This is a genomic window from Streptomyces sp. BBFR51 (assembly GCF_044591655.1).
Lineage (GTDB): Bacteria > Actinomycetota > Actinomycetes > Streptomycetales > Streptomycetaceae > Streptomyces.
Window position 1 is genome coordinate 5,618,186 of the sequence record NZ_CP172448.1, and the last position, 21,060, is coordinate 5,639,245.

General features: G+C 72.6%; 15 protein-coding genes. 12 read left to right on the forward strand and 3 right to left on the reverse strand.

Translation table 11 applies throughout. The features are described from left to right. Positions 1 to 181 precede the first annotated feature (181 nt). From ACGH7X_RS25840 to nudC, 4 genes are all read left to right on the forward strand, one after another. Entirely contained in the window at positions 182 to 3,829 is a 3,648-nt protein-coding gene (locus tag ACGH7X_RS25840; protein WP_399888528.1) for a UvrD-helicase domain-containing protein, read from the forward strand. A 144-nt stretch (positions 3,830 to 3,973) separates the two neighbouring features. Further along, complete coding sequence (locus tag ACGH7X_RS25845) at positions 3,974 to 7,456, forward strand: UvrD-helicase domain-containing protein (RefSeq protein WP_399888531.1); 3,483 nt, start codon at positions 3,974 to 3,976, stop codon at positions 7,454 to 7,456. Between the two features lie 10 nt (positions 7,457 to 7,466). Continuing rightward, complete coding sequence (locus ACGH7X_RS25850; protein WP_399888534.1) at positions 7,467 to 8,879, forward strand: dipeptidase; 1,413 nt, start codon at positions 7,467 to 7,469, stop codon at positions 8,877 to 8,879. A gap of 161 nt (positions 8,880 to 9,040) precedes the next feature. Continuing rightward, positions 9,041 to 9,985, forward strand: a complete 945-nt coding sequence (nudC, locus tag ACGH7X_RS25855) for an NAD(+) diphosphatase (RefSeq protein WP_399888537.1) — start codon at positions 9,041 to 9,043, stop codon at positions 9,983 to 9,985. A gap of 69 nt (positions 9,986 to 10,054) precedes the next feature. On the opposite strand, the gene ACGH7X_RS25860 is transcribed toward nudC, so the two are convergent. Beyond that, entirely contained in the window at positions 10,055 to 10,297 is a 243-nt protein-coding gene (locus ACGH7X_RS25860; protein ID WP_104636442.1) for a mycoredoxin, read from the reverse strand. 98 nt (positions 10,298 to 10,395) lie between these two features. Between ACGH7X_RS25860 and ACGH7X_RS25865 the strand changes: the two genes are divergently transcribed. The 4 genes from ACGH7X_RS25865 to ACGH7X_RS25880 all read left to right on the forward strand — a co-directional run bounded on the left by ACGH7X_RS25865 (position 10,396) and on the right by ACGH7X_RS25880 (position 14,042). After that, on the forward strand, positions 10,396 to 12,681 hold the full coding sequence (locus tag ACGH7X_RS25865) for an ATP-dependent DNA helicase UvrD2 (RefSeq protein WP_399888541.1): 2,286 nt from the start codon (positions 10,396 to 10,398) through the stop codon (positions 12,679 to 12,681). A gap of 164 nt (positions 12,682 to 12,845) precedes the next feature. Then, positions 12,846 to 13,178: a hypothetical protein gene (locus tag ACGH7X_RS25870; protein ID WP_399888544.1), complete on the forward strand. Its 333-nt coding sequence runs from the start codon at positions 12,846 to 12,848 to the stop codon at positions 13,176 to 13,178. A 175-nt stretch (positions 13,179 to 13,353) separates the two neighbouring features. Continuing rightward, entirely contained in the window at positions 13,354 to 13,722 is a 369-nt protein-coding gene (locus ACGH7X_RS25875) for a WhiB family transcriptional regulator (RefSeq protein ID WP_003973786.1), read from the forward strand. Next, positions 13,719 to 14,042, forward strand: coding sequence for a hypothetical protein (locus ACGH7X_RS25880; protein ID WP_399888547.1), 324 nt, complete (start codon positions 13,719 to 13,721; stop codon positions 14,040 to 14,042). The genes ACGH7X_RS25875 and ACGH7X_RS25880 overlap by 4 nt, the downstream gene beginning before the upstream one ends. 107 nt (positions 14,043 to 14,149) lie before the next feature. Here ACGH7X_RS25880 and ACGH7X_RS25885 read toward each other — a convergent pair whose 3' ends face one another. Together ACGH7X_RS25885 and ACGH7X_RS25890 are read right to left on the reverse strand one after the other, a co-directional pair. Continuing rightward, positions 14,150 to 15,580, reverse strand: a complete 1,431-nt coding sequence (locus ACGH7X_RS25885; RefSeq protein WP_399888550.1) for an ABC1 kinase family protein — start codon at positions 15,578 to 15,580, stop codon at positions 14,150 to 14,152. Further along, positions 15,573 to 16,790: a TOMM precursor leader peptide-binding protein gene (locus ACGH7X_RS25890; RefSeq protein WP_399888553.1), complete on the reverse strand. Its 1,218-nt coding sequence runs from the start codon at positions 16,788 to 16,790 to the stop codon at positions 15,573 to 15,575. Before ACGH7X_RS25890 ends, ACGH7X_RS25885 begins: the two co-directional genes overlap by 8 nt. 274 nt (positions 16,791 to 17,064) lie before the next feature. Here ACGH7X_RS25890 and ACGH7X_RS25895 point away from each other — a divergent pair, with 274 nt between their 5' ends. The 4 genes from ACGH7X_RS25895 (at position 17,065) to ACGH7X_RS25910 (ending at position 21,041) form a co-directional block, all read left to right on the forward strand. Beyond that, positions 17,065 to 17,661 carry a M48 family metallopeptidase gene (locus ACGH7X_RS25895; protein ID WP_399888556.1) on the forward strand — a complete coding sequence of 199 codons (597 nt, stop codon included), beginning with the start codon at positions 17,065 to 17,067 and terminating at the stop codon, positions 17,659 to 17,661. A 137-nt stretch (positions 17,662 to 17,798) separates the two neighbouring features. After that, the gene (locus ACGH7X_RS25900) at positions 17,799 to 19,574 is read left to right on the forward strand and encodes a TerD family protein (RefSeq protein ID WP_399888560.1); all 1,776 of its coding nucleotides are present in this window, start codon (positions 17,799 to 17,801) and stop codon (positions 19,572 to 19,574) included. 13 nt (positions 19,575 to 19,587) lie between these two features. Further along, on the forward strand, positions 19,588 to 20,268 hold the full coding sequence (locus ACGH7X_RS25905; protein ID WP_217167561.1) for an AIM24 family protein: 681 nt from the start codon (positions 19,588 to 19,590) through the stop codon (positions 20,266 to 20,268). Positions 20,269 to 20,285: 17 nt separating this feature from the next. Continuing rightward, positions 20,286 to 21,041, forward strand: coding sequence for an AIM24 family protein (locus ACGH7X_RS25910; protein WP_399888563.1), 756 nt, complete (start codon positions 20,286 to 20,288; stop codon positions 21,039 to 21,041). The last annotated feature ends 19 nt before the right edge of the window (positions 21,042 to 21,060 follow it).

Sequence of the window (21,060 nt, forward strand, 5' to 3'; positions counted from 1 at the left end):
GCACGTGCCCCCCTCATCCCGCGGTCACCGCCCCGACCGCGGCGCGGACGGCCCACCAGCACACCCACCAGGACCGGCGAACCACGTGAGCTCCTCTTCCTCTGCGGGACACCCGTCGCACCCCCAGGTGCGACGGGGGAGCCGTGGCGCCTACCGACTGGTGCGTACCCCGCCGGCGCGCATGGACCCCCCTCGTCTGGACGCCACACAGCGCGCCGTGGTTGACCACCGGGCCGGACCGCTGCTCGTTCTCGCAGGGCCTGGCACCGGCAAGACCACCACACTGGTCGAGTCGGTCGCGGACCGGATCGCCCAGGGCGGCGATCCCGAACGCGTCCTGGTGCTGACCTTCAGCCGCAAGGCGGCCGTCGAGCTGCGCGACCGGATGGCGCTGCGCATGGGCGCCGCGCGTGCCCCGCGGGCGACGACCTTTCACTCCTTCGGTTACGCCCTGGTCCGCGCCCACCAGGACAGCGACCTGTTCGTGGAGCCCCTGCGGCTGCTGTCCGGCCCGGAGCAGGACGTGACGGTGCGCGAGCTGCTCGCCGGGCAGGTGGACCTGGAGCGGCTCGGGCTGGCCCATGTGCGCTGGCCCGACGAGCTGCGCGCCTGCCTGACCACCCGCGGCTTCGCCGACGAGGTCCGCGCGGTGCTCGCACGCAGCCGCGAACTGGGACTCGGCCCGGAGGCCCTGGGTGCCTTCGCCCGGCGCATCGGCCGCCCCGACTGGCGCGCCGCCGCCGTCTTCCTCGCCGAGTACCTCGACGTGCTCGACCTCCAGGGCGTGCTCGACTACGCGGAACTGGTCCACCGCGCGGTACTCCTCGCCCGCCGCCCCGAGGTCGCCGCGCGCCTGACCGCCCAGTACGACGCGGTGTACGTCGACGAGTACCAGGACACCGACCCTGCTCAGGTGCGGCTGCTGCACGCCCTGGCGGGCGGGGGACGCACCCTCGTCGCCTTCGGCGACCCCGACCAGTCGATCTACGCCTTCCGGGGCGCGGACGTCAACGGCATCCTCGACTTCCCGACCGCCTTCCCGCGCGCGGACGGCCGTCCGGCACCGGTCGAGGTCCTGCGGACCTCACGCCGGTCCGGCGTCGCCCTGCTCACCGCCACCCGGCTGCTGACCCAGCGCATGCCGCTGACCCGCCTCCCCGCCGACAAGGTCCGCGCCCACCGCGATCTCGCCCCGGTGCGGGACGGCGGGCGAGTCGAGGCGTACACGTACCCGACCTCCGGCACCGAGCTGGACAACATCGCCGACATCCTGCGCCGGGCGCATCTCGAGGACGGCGTCCCCTGGGGCGACATGGCCGTCCTGGTGCGGGCCGGCTCGCGCACCATCCCCACGCTCCGCCGTGCCCTCACCGCGGCCGGCGTCCCCCTGGACATCGACGGCGACGACCTCCCCCTTCGCCACGAACCGGCGGTGGCACCCCTGCTGACGGCACTGCGAGCCGTGGCGGAGGCGGAGGCGGGGGAGCCCCGGGACGCGGCCGACGACGGCGACGCGAGCAGCGCGGATGCCGACGCCGGCCCGCGCGCGGGGGCCGTGCCCGCTGATTCGGCGGCGAGCGACGTACCCGGCGCCGAGCCTGCGTCCGATGTCGAGCCGGTGCTGAGGCGCGCGCCGGGCGCGGGGGCCGTGCCCGTGGATTCGGCGGCGAGCGATGTACGTGACGCCGAGCCTGCGTCCGATGTCGAGCCGGTGTTGAGGCGCGCGCCGGGCGCGGGGGCCGTGCCCGTGGATTCGGCGGCGAGCGATGTACGTGACGCCGAACCGGAGCCCGATGTCGAGCCGGTGTTGAGGCGCGCGCCGGGCGCGGGGGCCGTGCCCGTGGATTCGGCGGCGAGTGACGTATCCGACGTCGAACCGCAGCCCGGCGCCGAGCCGGTGCTGAAGCCCGCGCCGGGTGGACAGGGCGACCGCGCGGACGAGGCGTGCTGGCTGCCCACCGAGACCGCCCTGACGCTGCTCACCTCGCCCCTCGCCGGCATGGACGCCGCAGACCTGCGCCGCCTCGGCCGCGCCCTGCGCGACGAGCAGCGTGCCGCCGGCAACCCGCTGCCGCCGCCCTCGGACGAGCTGCTCGCGCGGGCGCTGGCCGAGCCGGAGCGGCTCGCCGTGCACGACGCCGCGTACGCGCGCGGCGCCCAGCGCCTCGGCGCACTGCTCCGCAAGGCCCGTGAGCGCCTGGCGGGAGGCGGCAGCGCCGAGGAGGCGCTGTGGGACCTGTGGGACGGCACCCCGTGGCCCACCCGGCTGGAACGCTCCGCCCGGCGCGGTGGCGCGGCCGGACGCAACGCCGACCGCGACCTGGACGCCGTCTGCGCGCTGTTCGCGACGGCGGCCCGAGCGGAGGAGCGCACCGGCGGCCGGGGCACCCTGAACTTCCTGGAGGAGATCGACGCCGAGGACATCGCCGCCGACACCCTCACGCGGCGCGCCGTACGCCCCGAGGCCGTTCGCCTGATGACCGCGCACCGCTCCAAGGGGCTGGAGTGGCGGCTGGTCGTCGTCGCGGGCGTTCAGGAGGGCCTGTGGCCGGACCTGCGCCGCCGCGGCTCCCTGCTGGAGGCCGACCGGATCGGCCGCGACGGACTCGCCGAACCCCTCACCCCCGGTGCTCTGCTCGCCGAAGAACGCCGCTTGTTCTACGTGGCCGCCACGCGCGCGCGTGAACGGCTCGTCGTGACCGCGGTGAAGGCACCGGCCGACGACGGGGACCAGCCCTCCCGGTTCCTGACCGAACTCGGCGTCGAACCCGCCGACGTCACAGGCCGTCCGCGCCGCCCCCTCGCCGTCGCCGCGCTCGTCGCGGAACTGCGCGCCACCACCGTCGATCCCCGCGTCTCCGAACCTCTCAGGGAGGCCGCCGCCCGCCGCCTGGCGCGCCTCGCCGGCCTGGCCGACGAGGACGGCCGCCCCTTGGTGCCGTCCGCCCATCCCTACCGCTGGTGGGGCATGTGGGACCCGACCGAGAGCAAGGTGCCGCTGCGCGATCGCGACCAGCCCGTCACGCTCTCGGGCAGCGCCCTGGACCAGCTGGCCAACACCTGCGCCCTGCAGTGGTTCCTGGGCCGTGAGGTGAAGGCCGACGCGCCCGCGACCGCCGCCCAGGGCTTCGGCAACGTGGTGCACGTCCTCGCCGACGAGGTGGCCTCCGGACACACCCCGGCCGACCTCGCCGTGCTCATGGAGCGCCTGGACTCCGTGTGGAACGCGCTCGCCTTCGACGCGCCGTGGAAGTCGGCGCAGGAGAAGGCCAACGCGCGCGTGGCGCTCGAACGCTTCCTGAAGTGGCACGTCATGGACCGCGCCGGGCGCACCCCGGTGGCGAGCGAGCACGACTTCGACGTGACCCTGGAGGCGGGCGCCTACGAGGTGCGCATCCGCGGCCAGATGGACCGCGTGGAGGCCGACGGCGACGGGCGCGCCTACGTCGTCGACTTCAAGACCGGCAAACAGGCGCCCACGTCCGCCGAGGTGGCCCGCCACCCCCAGCTCGCCGTCTACCAGCTCGCCGTCCGCGAGGGCGCCGTCGACGAGGCCTTCGACGGCGTACGTCCCGAACCGGGCGGAGCCGAACTCGTCCAGCTGCGCCAGGGCGCGCCCAAGCGGGACGGCGGCGAGACCCTGCCCAAGGTGCAGGCACAGGAGGCGCAGGAGGGCGAGGCGGGAGAGTGGGTCGGAGACCTGCTGGCCACCGCCGCCGGCAAGGTCCTCGACGAGCGGTTCACCCCGACCGCGGGCCAGCACTGCACCCACTGCGCCTTCCGGGCGTCGTGCAGCGTACGGCCCGAGGGACGGCACGTCGTGGAGTGAGCGGTCGGCGCCGGGCACCGGAGCCGAGGGCCGGAGCCGAGGGCGTGGTGTGACAAGTCGCACCACGTCGGCCGACCTGCGTTTCTCTCGCCTCCGAGGGATATCCGGCACCGGCTGTCAGTGCCCGCCGCTAGCCTCTCTGACGTGCCCGCCCACATCACCGATCCCGAGCAGCTCAAGGAGCTCCTCGGCATCCCCTTCACCCCCGAGCAGACGGCCTGCATCGTCGCGCCCCCCGCCCCGCAGGTGATCGTGGCCGGAGCCGGGTCGGGCAAGACGACGGTGATGGCGGCACGCGTGGTGTGGCTGGTCGGCACCGGACAGGTCGCCCCGGAGCAGGTCCTCGGTCTCACCTTCACCAACAAGGCCGCGGGTGAACTCGCCGAACGCGTCCGCAAGGCGCTCGTCAGGGCGGGCGTCACCGACCCCGACGTGATCGACCCGGACCACCCGCCGGGCGAGCCGGCGATCTCGACGTACCACGCCTTCGCGGGCCGCCTGCTGACCGACCACGGTCTCCGCCTCGGGCTGGAACCGACCTCCCGGCTGCTCGCCGACGCCACCCGCTACCAGCTCGCCGCACGAGTCCTGCGCGAGGCCCCCGGCCCCTACCCGGCGCTCACCCGATCCTTCGCCGACCTGGTCAGCGACCTCCTCGCCCTCGACGCCGAACTCGCCGAACACCTCGTACGCCCCGAGGAACTGCGCGCCTGGGACGGCGGCCTCCTGGACTCCCTACAGGGCGTCAGGCTCAGCAACGCCGAGCTGCGCAAGGTCCCCGAGGCCGCCGCCGCGCGCCACGAGCTGGCCGACCTGGTGATCCGCTACCGGGCCGCCAAGCGCCAACGGGACCTGCTCGACTTCGGCGACCAGATCGCCCTGTCCGCACAGCTCGCCGGGCTGCCGGAGGTGGGCCGCGTCCTGCGCGACGAGTTCCGGGTCGTACTGCTCGACGAGTACCAGGACACCTCGGTGGCCCAGCGCATCCTGCTGGCCGGCCTGTTCGGCGGCGGCACCGGCCACCCCGTGACCGCCGTGGGCGACCCCTGCCAGGCGATCTACGGCTGGCGCGGCGCCTCCGTAGCCAACCTCGACGACTTCCCGGAACACTTCTCACACGCGGACGGCCGCCCCGCCGCCCGACAGGCGCTCAGCGAGAACCGCCGCAGCGGCGGCCGCCTCCTCGACCTCGCCAACGGCCTCGCCGAGCCCCTGCGCGCCATGCACGCGGGCGTGGAGGCCCTGCGCCCCGCCCCGGGCGCCGAACGCGACGGCGTGGTGCGCTGCGCCCTGCTGTCCACCCACGCCGAGGAGATCGACTGGATCGCCGACTCGGTCGCCCACCTCGTGCGCACCGGCAAGTCGCCCGGCGAGATCGCCGTCCTGTGCCGCACGGCGACCGACTTCGCACAGATCCAGGGTGCGCTGGTGGCCCGTGACGTCCCCGTCGAGGTGGTGGGCCTGTCCGGGCTGCTGCACCTGCCTGAGGTGGCCGACCTGGTCGCCGTCTGCGAAGTCCTCCAGGATCCGGGCGCCAACGCCTCCCTGGTTCGCCTGCTGTCCGGACCGCGCTGGCGCATCGGCCCACGCGACCTCGCCCTTCTGGGCCGCCGCGCCCGGCTGCTGGTGAGCCACGCGCGCGTGGAGGGCGACGACGACCCCGACCGGAGGCTCGCCGAGGCCGTCGAGGGAGTCGACCCGTCCGAGGTGATATCGCTCGCGGACGCCCTCGACACCTTCCTGGAGACGCCGCTGGACGGCACCGGGGACGACGACGGGCTGCCCTTCTCACCGGACGCGCGCGTGCGGTTCGCGCGGCTGGCCACCGAACTGCGCGACCTGCGCCGAGCCCTGTCCGACCCGCTCATGGACGTCCTGCACCGGGTCCTGGCCGTCACCGGACTGGAGGTCGAGCTGTCGGCGTCCCCGCACGCTCTGGCGGCCCGCCGGCGCGAAACCCTGTCCAACTTCCTGGACGTGGCCGCGTCTTTCGCGGCGAGCGACGGCGAGGCCACCCTCCTCGCCTTCCTCGGCTTCCTGCGCACCGCCGCCCAGTACGAGAAGGGCCTGGACAACGCCCTGCCCGGCGGCGAGAACACCGTCAAGGTGCTCACCGCCCACAAGTCCAAGGGCCTCGAGTGGGATGTCGTCGCCGTACCCGGCCTGGTCACCGGCACCTTCCCCAGCGGTCAGGGCCGCGAGAAGTGGACAGCCCAGGGCAAGGTGCTGCCGCACGGCCTGCGCGGCGACGCCGACACCCTGCCCGTCGTCGAGTCCTGGGACTCCCGGGGCCTGAGGGCCTTCCACGAGGCCATGAAGGACCACCAGCACACCGAGGAGCTGCGCCTCGGCTACGTCACCTTCACCCGCCCCCGCTCCCTGCTCCTCGGCTCAGGCCACTGGTGGGGACCAAGCCAGAAGAAGCCCCGCGGACCGTCCGACTTCCTCACGGCCCTGTACGAGCACTGCGCCGCCGGACACGGCGAGATCGAGGCCTGGGCGGACGAACCCGCCGAGGACGAGGAGAATCCGGCCCTGCACCGGGCGACCGCCGACGAGGTCTGGCCCCTGCCCCTGGACGACGCGGCACTCGCCCGCCGTCGGGCCGCCGCCGAGACGGTCCTCGCCCACCTGGACGGCCTCGCCTCCCACGAGGAGGACCACTCCGCCAGCGCCCCCCACGACCTCGAGACCTACGACGACCCGGACTGGCCGCCGCCTCCCGAGGACGACGACATGCTCACGGAGGAGGCGGACCCCGACCGGACCGACGACCCCGCCGACTGGGACTCCTGGACCGCGGACCGCCCCACCGCCCCGGCGGACCCCACCGCCCCACCGGAGGCCGCCGCACCGCGGAATCGCCCCACCGTCCCTCACCAGGCCCGTGCCCGCCTCACGCCGGAGGAGGCCCGTACGGTCGCCTCCTGGGACCGCGACCTCGACGCGCTCACCGGCGAGCTCCTGCGGGCCCGCGAGAGCGTCACCGAGGTCCCTCTCCCGGCGTCCCTGACCGCCTCCCAGCTGCTGAGCCTGGCCGCCGACCCGGACGGCTTCGCACAGGAGCTGGCCCGTCCCATGCCCCGCCCGCCCCAGCCCGCCGCGCGCCGCGGCACCCGGTTCCACGCCTGGGTCGAGGCCCGCTTCGAACCCCTGATGCTCCCGCTGCTTGAACCGGAGGAGCTGCCCGGCAGCGACGCCGAGATCGCCGACGAACACGATCTGGAGTTCCTGAAGGACGCCTTCGAACGCACCGAATACGCCCGCCGCACCCCCTTCCGCGTCGAGGCGCCCTTCCAGCTCTCGCTGGCCGGCCGGGTCGTACGCGGCCGGATCGACGCCGTCTACAAGGCGGGCGACGGCAGGACGGCGACGTACGAGATCGTCGACTGGAAGACGAACCGCGCCGCCACCGCGGACCCGCTCCAGCTCGCGCTCTACCGCCTCGCCTGGGCCGAGCAGCAGCACGTACCGCTGGAATCGGTGACGGCCGCCTTCCTCTATGTACGCACCGGCGAGGTCGTACGGCCCGAGGGCCTGCCGGACCGCGTCGCGCTGGAGAAGCTGCTGCTGGCCGAGCCGGTCGGTGACGAACCGCACGATCGGGGTGCCCGTGCGGGCCGATAGGCTCGTGAGCATGAGCCACCCCGTTGACAATGCTGTCAGCGCTGTCCGTACGTACATCGAGCAGCACCGCGCCGCCTTCCTCGACGACCTCGTCGACTGGCTGCGCATCCCGTCCGTGTCGGCCCAGCCCGACCACGCGACCGATGTGCGCCGCAGCGCCGACTGGCTCGCCGCCAAGCTGAAGGAGACCGGCTTCCCGACCGCCGAGGTCTGGCCGACCGAGGGCGCCCCCGCGGTCTTCGCCGAGTGGCCCTCCGAAGATCCGCAGGCACCGACGGTCCTCGTCTACGGCCACCACGACGTACAGCCCGCCGCCCGCGAGGACGGCTGGAACAGCGATCCCTTCGAGCCAGTCCGCCGCGAAAACCGTCTGTACGCGCGCGGGGCGGCCGACGACAAGGGGCAGGTGTTCTTTCACACACTCGGCGTCCGCGCCCATCTCGCCGTCACCGGCCGTACCACCCCCGCGGTGAACCTCAAACTGCTGATCGAGGGCGAGGAGGAATCCGGCTCCCCGCACTTCCGTGCCCTCGTCGACGAGCGCGCCGAGCGGCTCACCGCCGACGCGGTGATCGTCTCCGACACCGGCATGTGGTCCGAGGACACCCCCACGGTCTGCACCGGCATGCGGGGCCTGGCCGAATGCGAGATCCGGCTGCACGGACCCGACCAGGACATCCACTCGGGCTCCTTCGGCGGCGCGGTCCCCAACCCGGCCACCGAAGTCGCCCGCCTCGTGGCGGCCCTGCACGACGAGCACGCGCGCGTGGCGATCCCCGGCTTCTACGACGGCATGATCGAACTCACCGACCGCGAACGTGAGCTCTTCGCCGAGTTGCCCTTCGACGAGCGGCAGTGGCTGCGCACGGCCAAGTCGCACGCCGCCCACGGCGAAGCGGGACACACCACCCTGGAGCGCGTCTGGGCCCGCCCCACCGCCGAGGTCAACGGCATCGGCGGCGGCTACCAGGGCCCGGGCAGCAAGACGATCATCCCCTCGTCCGCCATGGTGAAGCTCTCCTTCCGCCTCGTCGCCGGCCAGGACCCGGACCACGTGGAGAAGGCCGTCCGTGCCTGGGTCGCCGAGCAGGTGCCCGCCGGGATCCGGTGCGAGATCACCTTCAGCGGGGCCACGCGCCCGTGCCTGACGCCGCTCGACCACCCGGCACTGCAGTCCGTGGTCCGAGCGATGGGCAGGGCCTTCGGGAAACCGGTCCGCTTCACCCGCGAGGGCGGCTCGGGACCGGCCGCCGACCTGCAAGAGGTCCTCGGCGCTCCGGTGCTGTTCCTCGGCATCTCCGTCCCGTCCGACGGCTGGCACGCCCCCGACGAAAAGGTGGAACTGGACCTGCTCCTCAAGGGCGTCGAAACCTCCGCCCACCTCTGGGGGGACCTGGCGGAGTACTGGCGTCACGCGCCTTGAGCGCCCCGCACCGTCCCGGGGCCGGAGCGGCATCGCGCGCGGCACACTGGAAAGGCCGCCCCGCACCGCCGCGCCCTCCCGGACCCGGTCACCACCCGCCGTACGAACCACTGAACCCGCCTGCCGCACCGATCCGCTCACCGGGGGAGTTGGAAGCACCCGTGACCACCTGGACCGACCAAACCGCCGACCGTCCCATCTCGCTCACCGCCCCCAGCGGCATCGACCGCGCCGCCCACCACCGCCTCGACGAGGCCTGGCTCGCGGCGGCGTGGAGCCACCCCTCGACGCGCTGCTTCGTGGTCTCCGGCGGCCAGGTCCTCATCGACGAGACGCCCGACGGGCACACCGAACTCGTCATGACCCCCTCCTTCGAGGCCCCGCTCACCGAGGCACACCGCTACTTCCTGGGCAGCGACGAGGACGGGGTCAGCTACTTCGCCCTCCAGAAGGACTCCCTGCCCGGCCGCATGGACCAGTCCGCGCGCCCGGCGGGCCTGCGGGAGGCCGGCCTGCTCCTGTCGCCCCGCGACGCGGGCCTGATGGCCCACGCGGTCGCCCTGGAGAACTGGCAGCGCCTGCACCGGTTCTGCTCCCGCTGCGGCGAGCGCACCGTCATCGCCGCGGCCGGTCACATCCGGCGCTGCCCGGCCTGCGGCGCCGAGCACTACCCGCGCACCGACCCCGCCGTGATCATGGCGGTCACGGACGCCGAGGACCGCATCCTGCTCGGCCGCCAGGTGCACTGGCCCGAGGGCCGCTTCTCGACCCTCGCCGGTTTCGTGGAGCCGGGCGAGTCCATCGAGCAGTCGGTGCGCCGCGAGGTCCAGGAGGAGGCCGGTGTCACCGTCGGCGCCGTCGAGTACGTCGCCAGCCAGCCCTGGCCCTTCCCGTCCAGCCTGATGCTGGGCTTCATGGCCCACGCCACCTCGACCGACATCAACGTCGACGGCGACGAGATCCACGAGGCCCGCTGGTTCTCCCGTGAGGAACTGGGCGCCGCCTTCGAGTCCGGCGAGGTGCTCCCGCCCTACGGCATCTCGATCGCGGCCCGTCTGATCGAGCTCTGGTACGGCAGGCCGCTGCCGACGCGCGGCGCCTTCTGAGGCGAGGAGCCGCAAAGGGGCGGCCCCCGTGGTGGGAGGCCGCCCCTCTACTCACACTCTGGCTGTCGGCTAGGCGCCGACCTTCTGCTTCACCTGCGCCAGCGAGGGGTTCGTCAGCGTCGAGCCGTCAGGGAAGAGCACCGTGGGCACCGTCTGGTTTCCGCCATTCGCCTTCTCCACGAACGCGGCGGACTCAGGGTCCTGCTCGATGTTGACCTCGGTGTACGCGATGCCCTCGCGGTCCATCTGGCTCTTCAGCCGACGGCAGTAGCCGCACCACGTGGTGCTGTACATCGTCACAGTGCCCGGCATGTCTCTCGTGCTCCTTCGGCGACTCGGGGAAGCGGCGGCTCGGGGATGAGGTCGCACGCAGTGAACGTCCGCGGCGACGCCACCATTCCCGTCGCGTGATGCCTGTCGCATCAATACGACTGTCGGTGCGCGCCTGTGGACAACCGACGCACCCGTCTCGCGAGACCTGGCAGCATGGCGGTGTGACAGCAGCAACGCACTCCACCCTCTTCCCGCAGGTACCGGACTCGGCCGACGCGGTGCTCGAAGGGCTCGACCCCGAGCAGCGCGAGGTGGCGACCGCCTTGCGCGGCCCGGTGTGCGTGCTGGCGGGAGCCGGCACGGGCAAGACCCGCGCGATCACCCACCGCATCGCCTACGGCGTGCGCGCCGGGATCCTCCAGCCCTCCAGCGTGCTCGCCGTCACCTTCACCAACCGTGCCGCCGGGGAGATGCGCGGCCGGCTGCGCCAGCTCGGCGCGTCCGGGGTCCAGGCCCGCACCTTCCACTCGGCGGCGCTGCGCCAGCTCCAGTATTTCTGGCCGAAAGCGATCGGCGGCTCCCTGCCCAGGCTCGTCGACCGCAAGATCCAGCTCGTCGCCGACGCGGCCGCCGCCTGCCGCATCCGCCTCGACCGCGGCGAGCTGCGCGACGCCACCGCGGAGATCGAGTGGTCCAAGGTGACCCAGACCGTCCCAGCCGACTACGCCCTGGCGGCGGCCAAGGCCGGCCGTGAGGCGCCCCGTGACCCGGCGGAGATCGCCCAGCTGTACTCCGCGTACGAGGACCTCAAACGCGGGCGCGGCGTGATCGACTTCGAGGACGTGCTGCTGCTGACGGTGGCCGTCCTCCAGGACCGGCACGACGTCGCCGAGCAGGTTCGCGCCCAGTACCAGCACTTCGTGGTCGACGAGTACCAGGACGTCAGCCCCCTCCAGCAGCGACTGCTGGAGCTGTGGCTGGGGGACCGCGACGACCTGTGCGTGGTCGGCGACGCCAGCCAGACGATTTATTCGTTCACGGGAGCAACTCCCGACCATCTGCTCGACTTCCGCACCGGCCATCCCGGTGCCACCGTCGTCAAGTTGGTCCGCGACTACCGCTCCACCCCCCAGGTCGTCCACCTCGCCAACGGCCTGCTCGCCCAGGCCCGGGGCCGGGCCGCCGATCACCGTCTGGAGCTGGTCTCTCAGCGACCCGCGGGCCCCGAGCCCGTCTACGCCGAGTACGCCGACGAACCGGCCGAGGCCGAGGGCGCGGCCCGCCGTATCCGCGAGCTCATCGACTCGGGCGTCCCCGCCGCCGAGATCGCGATCCTGTTCCGCACCAATTCCCAGTCGGAGTCCTACGAGCAGGCTCTCGCCGACGCCGCCGTCCCCTACCAGCTGCGGGGCGCGGAGCGCTTCTTCGACCGGCCGGAGGTGCGCAAGGCCAACAGCGCCCTGCGCGCCGCGGCGCGCTTCGGCGGCAACGACTCCCTCCTCGACGACGTCGTCGACCTGCCCTCGCAGGTGCGCGCGGTGCTGTCGGGGGAGGGCTGGACGACCGAGCCCCCGGCCGGTTCGGGTGCGGTGCGCGAGCGCTGGGAGTCGCTGGCCGCCCTGGTCGGCCTCGCCCAGGACTTCGCCGCCGCCAGAGCGGGAGCCACACTGAGCGACCTCGTCGTGGAACTCGACGAGCGGGCGGGCGCCCAGCACGCCCCGACGGTGCAGGGCGTCACCCTCGCCTCCCTGCACTCGGCCAAGGGCCTGGAGTGGGACGTCGTCTTCCTCGTCGGTGTCGCCGAGGGCATGATGCCGATCGCCTACGCAAAGACCGACGAGCAGATCGAAGAGGAACGCCGACTTCTCTACGTCGGCGTCACCCGCGCGCGCGAACGCCTGCACCTGTCCTGGGCGCTGGCCCGCTCGCCCGGCGGCCGGGCGAGCCGCCGGGCGAGTCGGTTCCTCAAGGGGCTGCGGCCCGGTTCGGGCACGGCCGCCGGGCGAGCGGCCGCTGGCGGCTCCGGAGGCGTGGAGCGCGGATTCGCAGGCGCGGCCGCCGTGACCGCCGTGCCGAGACGGACCCAGCGGACGCCGGCCCGCTGCCGGGTCTGCGGGCGCACGCTCACCGACGCCGGTGAGATGAAGCTGATGCGCTGCGAGGGCTGCCCGTCCGACATGGACGAGGGCGTCTACGAGCGGCTGCGAGAGTGGCGGGCGGTGCAGGCGGGGCGCAGCGGACAGCCCGCGTTCTGCGTCTTCACCGACAAGACGCTGATGGCGATCGCCGAGTCCGTCCCGGAGGACGAGCGTGAACTGGCACGGATCCCGGGCGTCGGGGCGCGCAAGCTCAACCGCTACGGCGCCGACGTCCTGGCCATCTGTGCAGGTCAGGAGGGAGTGGGGCTTGACGATGACGGCTGATACAAACTCGTCGAAAAAATAGTTTGCGCATGCCCGGGGAATCCCCATAGGTTCTTGGTCACGGGAGCAGCGGCCTTCCCGGAGGCCCTGAATCCGTGTTGTACTTGCATATCCGCGGACTGGTTCGTCCCAGTCCCCCGAGACGCCGAGAGGAGGCGAGTCCAGTGATCAGCATCAACAGCAGCTCCGTCGTCAGCTCCACCGCCAAAATGACCGATCGCTCGGCCGTCTCCCTGTGCATGCTCGGCGCTTCCAACTCGGGCACCGGTCTGTCCGGCATTCGTGCCGTGCGTCCGGCCGCCGCCTCGGCTGCCCCCGCGGGCCTTCCCGTCCGTGAGCGCAATGAGCGACCGACCAAGGCACTGGAAGCAGCAGTAACGGCACAGGCGCAGGCCTATGCCTTTACCGCGACCGGTGCCGGATTCCGGAAGCAGACGACGCAGCACCACCTGATGTGGGCCTTCCGTGGGCCAGAACCCTGGAGTGATCCAGCCTGATCGCCGATCAGGCCGGCGCCTTCAGGGCCGCGGAACCCCACCCGGGATCCGCGGCCCTTCTGTTTGTCCCCGAACGGGGACGGCAGCACGAAGGAGCCTCGGGACAAGAAAAGAACCCGGTACCAAGCCGCCACCCGGCCAACCGGCCGGAACGACCAGACGAGGAAGACCACCCGTGCAACTCGAAGCGCACGCCCCGTCCGTACCGCCTTCCGACACGATCCCCAAGCCCTGTTCCACGGAGGACTCCACCTTGACCCCGCTCACCGCGCTCACCGCGCTCGACGACGCCATCGAGAACCTCGGCGTGCCCGTCCCGTGCCGCTCCTACGACCCGGAGGTCTTCTTCGCCGAGTCGCCCGCGGACGTCGAGTACGCCAAGTCCCTCTGCCGCACCTGCCCGCTGATCGAGGCCTGCCTCGCCGGCGCCAAGGAGCGGCGCGAGCCCTGGGGCGTCTGGGGTGGCGAGCTGTTCGTCCAGGGTGTCGTCGTCGCCCGGAAGCGGCCCCGCGGCCGCCCGCGCAAGAACCCGGTTTCGGCATGAACACCGCAGGAACGATCGACCGCCCCCTGACGTACGACCCCCAGAAGCAGGCCCCGATGAAGCCGTCCACCCACGACATCGCAGGTACCACGCCTGAAGACTTCACCACCAGCGACGCGAAGGACTCGCGTCAGAACAGGACCCGTGAGATGCAACTCATCCCAGAAGCCTTGGCTCGTGCGCATATGCACGACCGCCTGCATGAGGCCGAGCAGGAACGCCGGGCGCTGCGCCTGGCGACCGCTCGCCGGATGCAGCGCCGGGCGGAGCGCGCCTCGCTGCGTGCTCGGCGTGCGCTCGCCATGGCGGTCATGCAGTAACCGACACACCTGAAGCGGTGGTCTCCCGACGAGGGAGACGAAGCTCTGCCCGTGGGGGCCGGTCCGTCCGAACGGACCGGCCCCCACGCCGCGTTCGGCTGCGTGGATCACGCTTCCGCGGCCGTCTCCTCCACCTCGTACATGGCCTCGCCCTCTGCGGCAGCCTCCTCGTCGCGCTCGTCGGCCTCGTCCTCGTCGGCCTCGTCCCCGGGGAGGAACCCCACCAGCCACTCCTCCAGCTCGTCGCGCAGCCGGACCGTCGCCCCCAGCTGACACAGCACACCGATGGTGCTCAGGGTCACGCGGTGAATCAGGAGGTACGACGGCGGCAGGTTGAGCTGCTTGGCCAGCTGGTACGCGGGGGAGCGGGGATCGCCGATGCGGGCGGCCTGGCTCCGCATCCAGCCGCGGGTGAAGGTGAAGGCGTCGACCCTGGCCGGCTCGATGATCGGCAGCAGGTAGTCGAGAACGGCGTCGGGGTCCAGCTCTATCGACTCCTTGACGAAGCCCTCCGCGCAGAGCATCTCGTAGACGGCCTCCGCCTCGCCGTCCAGTGTCATGCGCAGAGCCTCGCCGATGGGCTCGGGCAGACCGCCCGGAAGGCGGTCGACCGTGCCGAAGTCCAGGACGCCCAGGCACCAGTCGTCCTCGCCCTGAGGCCCGCCGGGCAGCAGACGGAAGTTGCCGGGGTGCGGGTCCGCGTGCAGCAGTCCGGTGCGCGCCGGACCCGAGAAGAGGAAGTGGGCCAGCAACTGGCCGGCCCGGTCGCGCTGCTCCGCTGTGCCGCTGGTGATGATCTCCGACATCGGGATCCCGTCGATCCACTCCGTGATCAACACCTGCTCACACTGGTGGACGACATCCGGCACCACGATGTCCGGGTCGTCCGCGAACTCCTGGGCGTGGGCCTGCTGGGCCTGTGCCTCCAGGTCGTAGTCCAGCTCCTCCGAGACCCGGTCCTTCAGCTCCGTGATCAGCGGCTTGATGTCCATGCCGGGGACCAGCGGGCCGAGCAGGCGGGCGAAGCGGCTCAGCTGGTTCAGGTCGGACAGCAGGGCCTCGCCGGCACCCGGGTACTGCACCTTGACCGCCACCTCGCGGCCGTCGTGCCACACCGCCCGGTGCACCTGCCCGATCGAGGCGGCCGCCGCCGGCTTGTCGTCGAACTCCAGGAACAGGTCCAGCCAGTCCTCTCCGAGACGCTCCGCGAGCACGGAGTGCACCGTGCGCGTCGGCATCGGCGGTGCCGCCTCCTGGAGTTTGGTCAGCGCCGCCCGGTACGGGCCGGCGACCTCCTCGGGCAGCGCCGACTCGAAGACGGACAGGGCCTGCCCGAACTTCATCGCCCCGCCCTTGAGCTCGCCCAGTACCTTGAACAGCTGTTCAGCGGTGCGCTGCTGCAACTGCTGACCGACGATCTCCGCGGACTCGCCCACGATCCGCTTGCCGAGCCCCCAGGTGGCCCGCCCGGCGAATCCGAGCGGGAGCGCGGCGAGCTTGGCGGTCCGGGTGACCGCCTTGCGCGGAAGATCAGACATGCGCCCTCCAAGTCCCAGCCGGCCGCGCCGGTTCCGCCTCGTGGCGTGGTTCCGCTGACGGCCCTTGCCCAGCCATTGTCGCGCGCCGCTCCCCGTCCTCGGCGATGTGTTCCCGCTTACCTTTCTCAGCGGCTCCGCACGGGCACTCGGGGTGTGCCCGGACCGGTCGTGCGTGCCAGCGCAGACCGGGCAGCGAGACCTCCCAGCGCGCGCCGACGCTGGAGGGCGTCCGGCCGTCCAGGAACGCGAGCGCGTGGGCCGCCGCGCACCCGGCGACGGTGGTCGCGAGGGTGAGGTCGCAGGGCGGCGGTACCCGGCGCTGCCGGCCGGAGCGCCACTGCGCCACCAGGCGCGGCCACGCCGGGTCCCGGTCGGCGCGCTCCGCGTGCAGACAGCCGGCGCACCCCGTCTCGCCGGGCAGGACCAGGGGGCCGACGACGCCTGTCCCCTCTACGACACCGACGTACAGGTGGGGCGTACCGGAGGCCATGAGGGACTCGGCCGAGGCGGGGTCGGGCGTGTGCACCGCGACGTCGTCGCGCGGGGCCACGACCACCAGGGCGAAGCCCGGGGCGTCCTCCTCGGGTGGTGCCGTCCGGCCTCGGCGGGGCGGCCGGTCGGGGGCCGCCCGGCGGACGACCCGGCGGGCCGTCTCGTCGCGGCGGTCGCCGACGGACTCGGCGGGGAGCCCGCCGGGTGCGACGTCCCAGGGCTCGACGCGTCCGCCGTCGCGCACGTCGATCTCGCCGACGCCCGCACCCGACAACAGGGCGGCCAGCACCGCGCCCACCCGCCCCGCACCGCGCACCCCCACCCGCAGGGCGCGTCGGGCGGCCAGGTGTCTGATCGCGTCGCCCGGTTCGGAGGTGGTCAGGGACAGCGAGGCCAGGTCGGGGCGGAGTCGGTCGAGGACCTCCTTCTTCTCCCGCAAGGCGTCGGCGGCCGGGCCGCCGCCCCGGGAGTCGTCGAGGAGACCGGCCCGCGCCAGTCGCTCCACCACCCGGTCGACATGCCCGTCCGGCAGGTCCATGCGATGCCCCGCCTCGCGCAGGAGATCCGGTCCACGGGTGCCGTTGAGCAGTTCGAGAAAGCTGCCCGTCGCCGTGTCCACCGGTGCGAACGTCAGGGCGTGCGCCGGGGTCATCCCGAACTGCACGGTGTTCAGATCGCGCCAGCCGCGCCTCAGCGCGGGCTTCACCATCGGATGCATGCCAGGTCCCCCGTATGTCTTCCAGGCCTTCGAGAGCCTTTGAACGTCCCCGTGTGTCCGGCGGTGGTCGGTCGCGGACCGGGTCCCCGGTCGGTCGCGAATCCGCCGGCGAGTGCCAGCATGCCCGGATGCGCGGCGGGGCGTCGAAAGTTGTCCACAGGTGGTGGGTATTCGTCGTACAAATCAGTCGTGCATCTCAACGGCGACGTGGCGGATCGGCATCGAAGCGTCCGTGAGCCGGGACTTCCCCGTGTGCAGCGGGTAACGTCGTGGCGTGTCCGCCGACCCACTGCACCGAGCCGGGGCGCCCCAGCGCACACCGACGAATTTGCCGCCGAGCAGCTCGAGGACGAGCGCGATCGAGGTGCGCAGGAGCACCCGGCGACGCCGGACGGTATCCGCGTACCGCGAAGGCGATCGCACCGTCGTGCTGATCCCCGCGCGGATGTCCGAGGCGGAGGAGCAACGCTGGGTGAGCGTCATGCTCGACAAGCTGGCCGCCCAGGAGAGCAAGCGCGTCCTCGGTGACGCCGAGCTGGCCGAGCGCGCGGAGCGCCTGTCGGATCAGTACTTCGACGGCCGGGCCCGGCCCACCGCGGTCCGCTGGGTCACCAACCAGAACACCCGCTGGGGCTCGTGCACCCCGTCCGAGGGAAGCATCCGGCTGTCGCACCGCCTCCAGGGCATGCCCGAGTACGTCGTCGACTACGTCCTCCTCCACGAGCTGGCGCACCTGCTCGTCCCCGGGCACGGGCCCCGGTTCTGGCGGCTGCTGGAGGCGTATCCGCGCACCGAGCGCGCCCGGGGCTACCTCGAGGGCGTGGTCGCCGCCGACCGGCTGCCGCACGTACCCGGCGCCCGCAGCGAGTAGCGCGCGCCCCCGGCCGGGTGTCCGACACGGCCGCGCACGGGTTTCGTACCGGGTCTGTACCGGCCTCCTCCGGTGTCGGTGTTTGCCGTTAGCCTGTCGCGACGCACTCACATTCGGATGGGGGACGGTCGTAACGCATGGCCAGGGAATTTCAACGCGGCCACAAGGCCAGGATCAGTGACCTCACCGCGGGCACGGATCTGTACGTAGGTGTGCAGATCTCGGGCCCCGGACTGAGCTTCGACATCAGCTGCTTCGGTCTCGACGCCGACGAGCGGCTGTCGGACGACCGGTACTTCGTGTTCTTCAACCAACCGAAGACCCCCGAGGAGTCGATCCAGCTCCTGGGTGCGCAGGCGGGTGACACGGAGGCCTTCCGGGTCACCCTCGACAGGATTCCGCAGCAGATCCAGAAGCTGTCCTTCACGGCGACGATCGACGGCGCGGGCCAGATGTCGCAGGTCGGACCCGGATACATCCGGATCGTCGCTGGCGGCGAGGAGGTGGCCCGGTACCCGTTCAGCGGCTCGGAGTTCTCCACCGAGCGCGCCGTGATGCTGGGCGACTTCTATCTGAAGGACGTGTGGCGGTTCGCCGCCGTCGGTCAGGGCTTCGACGGCGGCCTGGACGCGCTGCTGAGGAACTTCGGCGGCGAGGTGGCCGAGGAAGAGGCGCCCGCCCCGCAGCAGGCACAGCAGCAGCCGCAGGCCGGTGCCACCCCGGGCTTCGCCCCGCCCGCCCAGGCCTCTGCGCCGCCTGCCTTCGGCGCGCCCGCCGCCTCCGCACCGGCCCCGGCACCCGCGCCGCAGCCCGCACCGCAGAGCTTCGCGCCTCCGCCCGCCGCCCCTCCGCCCGCCGCCACGCCGCCACCGGCTCCCGCCCCGGCGCTCAGGCCGGACGTGCACGCCGCGCAGACCATCGTCGCGCCCATGAACACGCCGCCGGGCGGAGCACCGGTGCCGCCCCCCGGCCCGGCGCCCGCGCCCTACGGCCAGCCGGGCCAGCCCGGTCAGCAGCCGCCGTACGGGCAGGTCCCCGGCCAGACCGCGCCGCCGCCCCCGGGCTACGGCCAGCCGCAGGCTCCCCAGGCCCCGGCGCCGCCGCCCGGTTACGGGCAGCCGCCGACCGCGCCTCCCGGCTACGGGCAGCAGGCCCCGCCTCCGGGCTACGGCCAGCCGACGCCGCCCCCCGGCTACGGCCAGCAGGCCCCCCAGGGAGCGGCGCCCGGCATGCCCGCGGCCGCCCCGCAGGGCGCCGGTGTGACGGCGGCGCTCCAGCAGTTCCGGGAGACGGCGACCGGACAGCGCTGGACCCAGCAGAACAAGAAGCTGGTCCGCGTCGACCTCGGCGCGGAGGGCCTGCCCGTGCTCGCCCGGCAGGGCAGCATGGTGCTCTACCAGGGCAAGGTCGACTTCAGCTACAAGGGCGCCGGATTCGCCGGCCGGGTCGTGGGCAACGCCACCGGCCAGGAGATGCAGCTGATGCGCTGCACCGGCAAGGGACAGGTGTTCCTCGCGGAGAACTCCGCGATGCTGCACCCCATCGAGCTCCAGGGCGACGCCGTGTGCGTCTCCGCCGAGAACGTCCTCGCCTTCGACGAGAGCCTCCAGTACGAGGTCCGCCGCATCGAGGGGCACGGCATCCCGGGTGGCGCGCTGTTCACGATGCAGTTCCAGGGCACCGGCACGATCGTCGTGAAGACGCGCGGGGTGCCCGTGGTGCTGCCGGTCACGCCCACCACGTTCGCCGACTGCAACGCCGTGGTCGCCTGGTCCGCCGCCGCCCAGGTGGTCGTCTCCAGCCAGGTGCGGATGCGCCGCAACTCCTACGCGGGCGACACGGGCGAAAGCGTCAACCTGCAGTTCCGGGCGGCGCCCGGCAGCTTCGTCGTCGTCCAGCCGTACGAGATCTGAGGGAGAGCCCGACATGAACCAGCCGCTCGCGGGCTACGCTCCCGCACCCGTCAGTGCCCGCATGGAGAACCACGGCAACCACATGCTGAAGGTCGCCATGCAGACCGGAAACGACCTCCTCGCGCGCGTGGGCTCGATGACCGCCTACGAGGGCTTCGTCCAGTACGAGCCGAACCCGCCGGCGGTCCGCCAGATCGCCAAGGACTGGATGACCGGCGAGGGCGCGCCCCTGATGAAGTGCTCCGGTGACGGTCTGCTCTACCTCGCCGACTACGGCGCCAACGTCGTCGTCATCAACCTCAACGGCGACGGGATCTCCGTCAACGCCACCAACCTGCTCGCCTTCGACGCCCACCTGACGTGGGGCGTGGAGCGGGTCAAGGGCCTGGCGAAGTTCGCCGGGCAGGGCCTGTGGAACACGAAGATCTCCGGTCAGGGCTGGGTCGCGCTCACCTCCCGGGGCAAGCCGATCGTGGTCGACTGCGGCGGTGGCGAGGACGAGACCTACGTCGACCCGGACGCACTCGTCGCCTGGTCCCCGAACCTCAAGGTGAAGGGCAAGCGCAGCTTCAAGGCGCAGTCGCTGATCGGCCGCGGCAGCGGCGAGGCCTTCCAGATGGCCTTCTCCGGTCAGGGCATCGTCGTCGTCCAGCCCAGCGAGGACAGCACCGACCGTCTCCGGGTCCGGGGCTGAGGGGGAGCCAGAACATCATGCAGAGCCCGCTTTTCGCCTACAACGACCAGCAGACCCAGGAAGCCTGGAGCCTGCAGAACAAGCACATGCTCCGCGTCGCCCTCACGGGCCACGACGACGTGCTCGCCCGAAAGGGCACGATGGTCGCCTACCAGGGGCTCGTCGAGTTCGACGCCGAGTACCAGAGCAACAACCAGTCACGCGCGCGTGCGCACACCGGTGAGGGCCTGGACCTGATGCGCTGCCACGGGCAGGGGACGGTCTACTTCTCCAACCTCGCCCAGTGCGTGCACGTCGTGGAGGTCGACCAGGACGGTCTCACCGTCGACAGCAGTTACGTACTGGCGATGGACTCGTCCCTGCACCACGAGGTCATCGCGGTGGACAGCCTGTACGGCATCTCCGGCTCGGGGAAGTACCAGCTCAACATCACCGGCCGGGGCAAGGTCGCCCTGATGACCTCGGGGTCCCCCCTGTTCATGCAGGTGACGCCCGACAAGTACGTCAACTGCGACGCCGACGCGATCGTCGCCTGGTCCACCGGCCTGCGCGTGCAGATGCAGGCCCAGACGCACTCCTCCGGAGTGTGGCGGCGCCGGGGCAGCACCGGTGAGGGCTGGGAGCTGAGCTTCATGGGCAGCGGCTTCGCGCTCGTCCAGCCCAGCGAACTGCTGCCGCCGCAGAACGCCCAGGTCGGACAGGGCCTCGCCGCGCAGTACGGCATGGGGCAGCACGGGGCCCGCGGTCAGAACCAGGGCAACGTCTGGAGCTGAGCGCGCGCACGTGCCACAG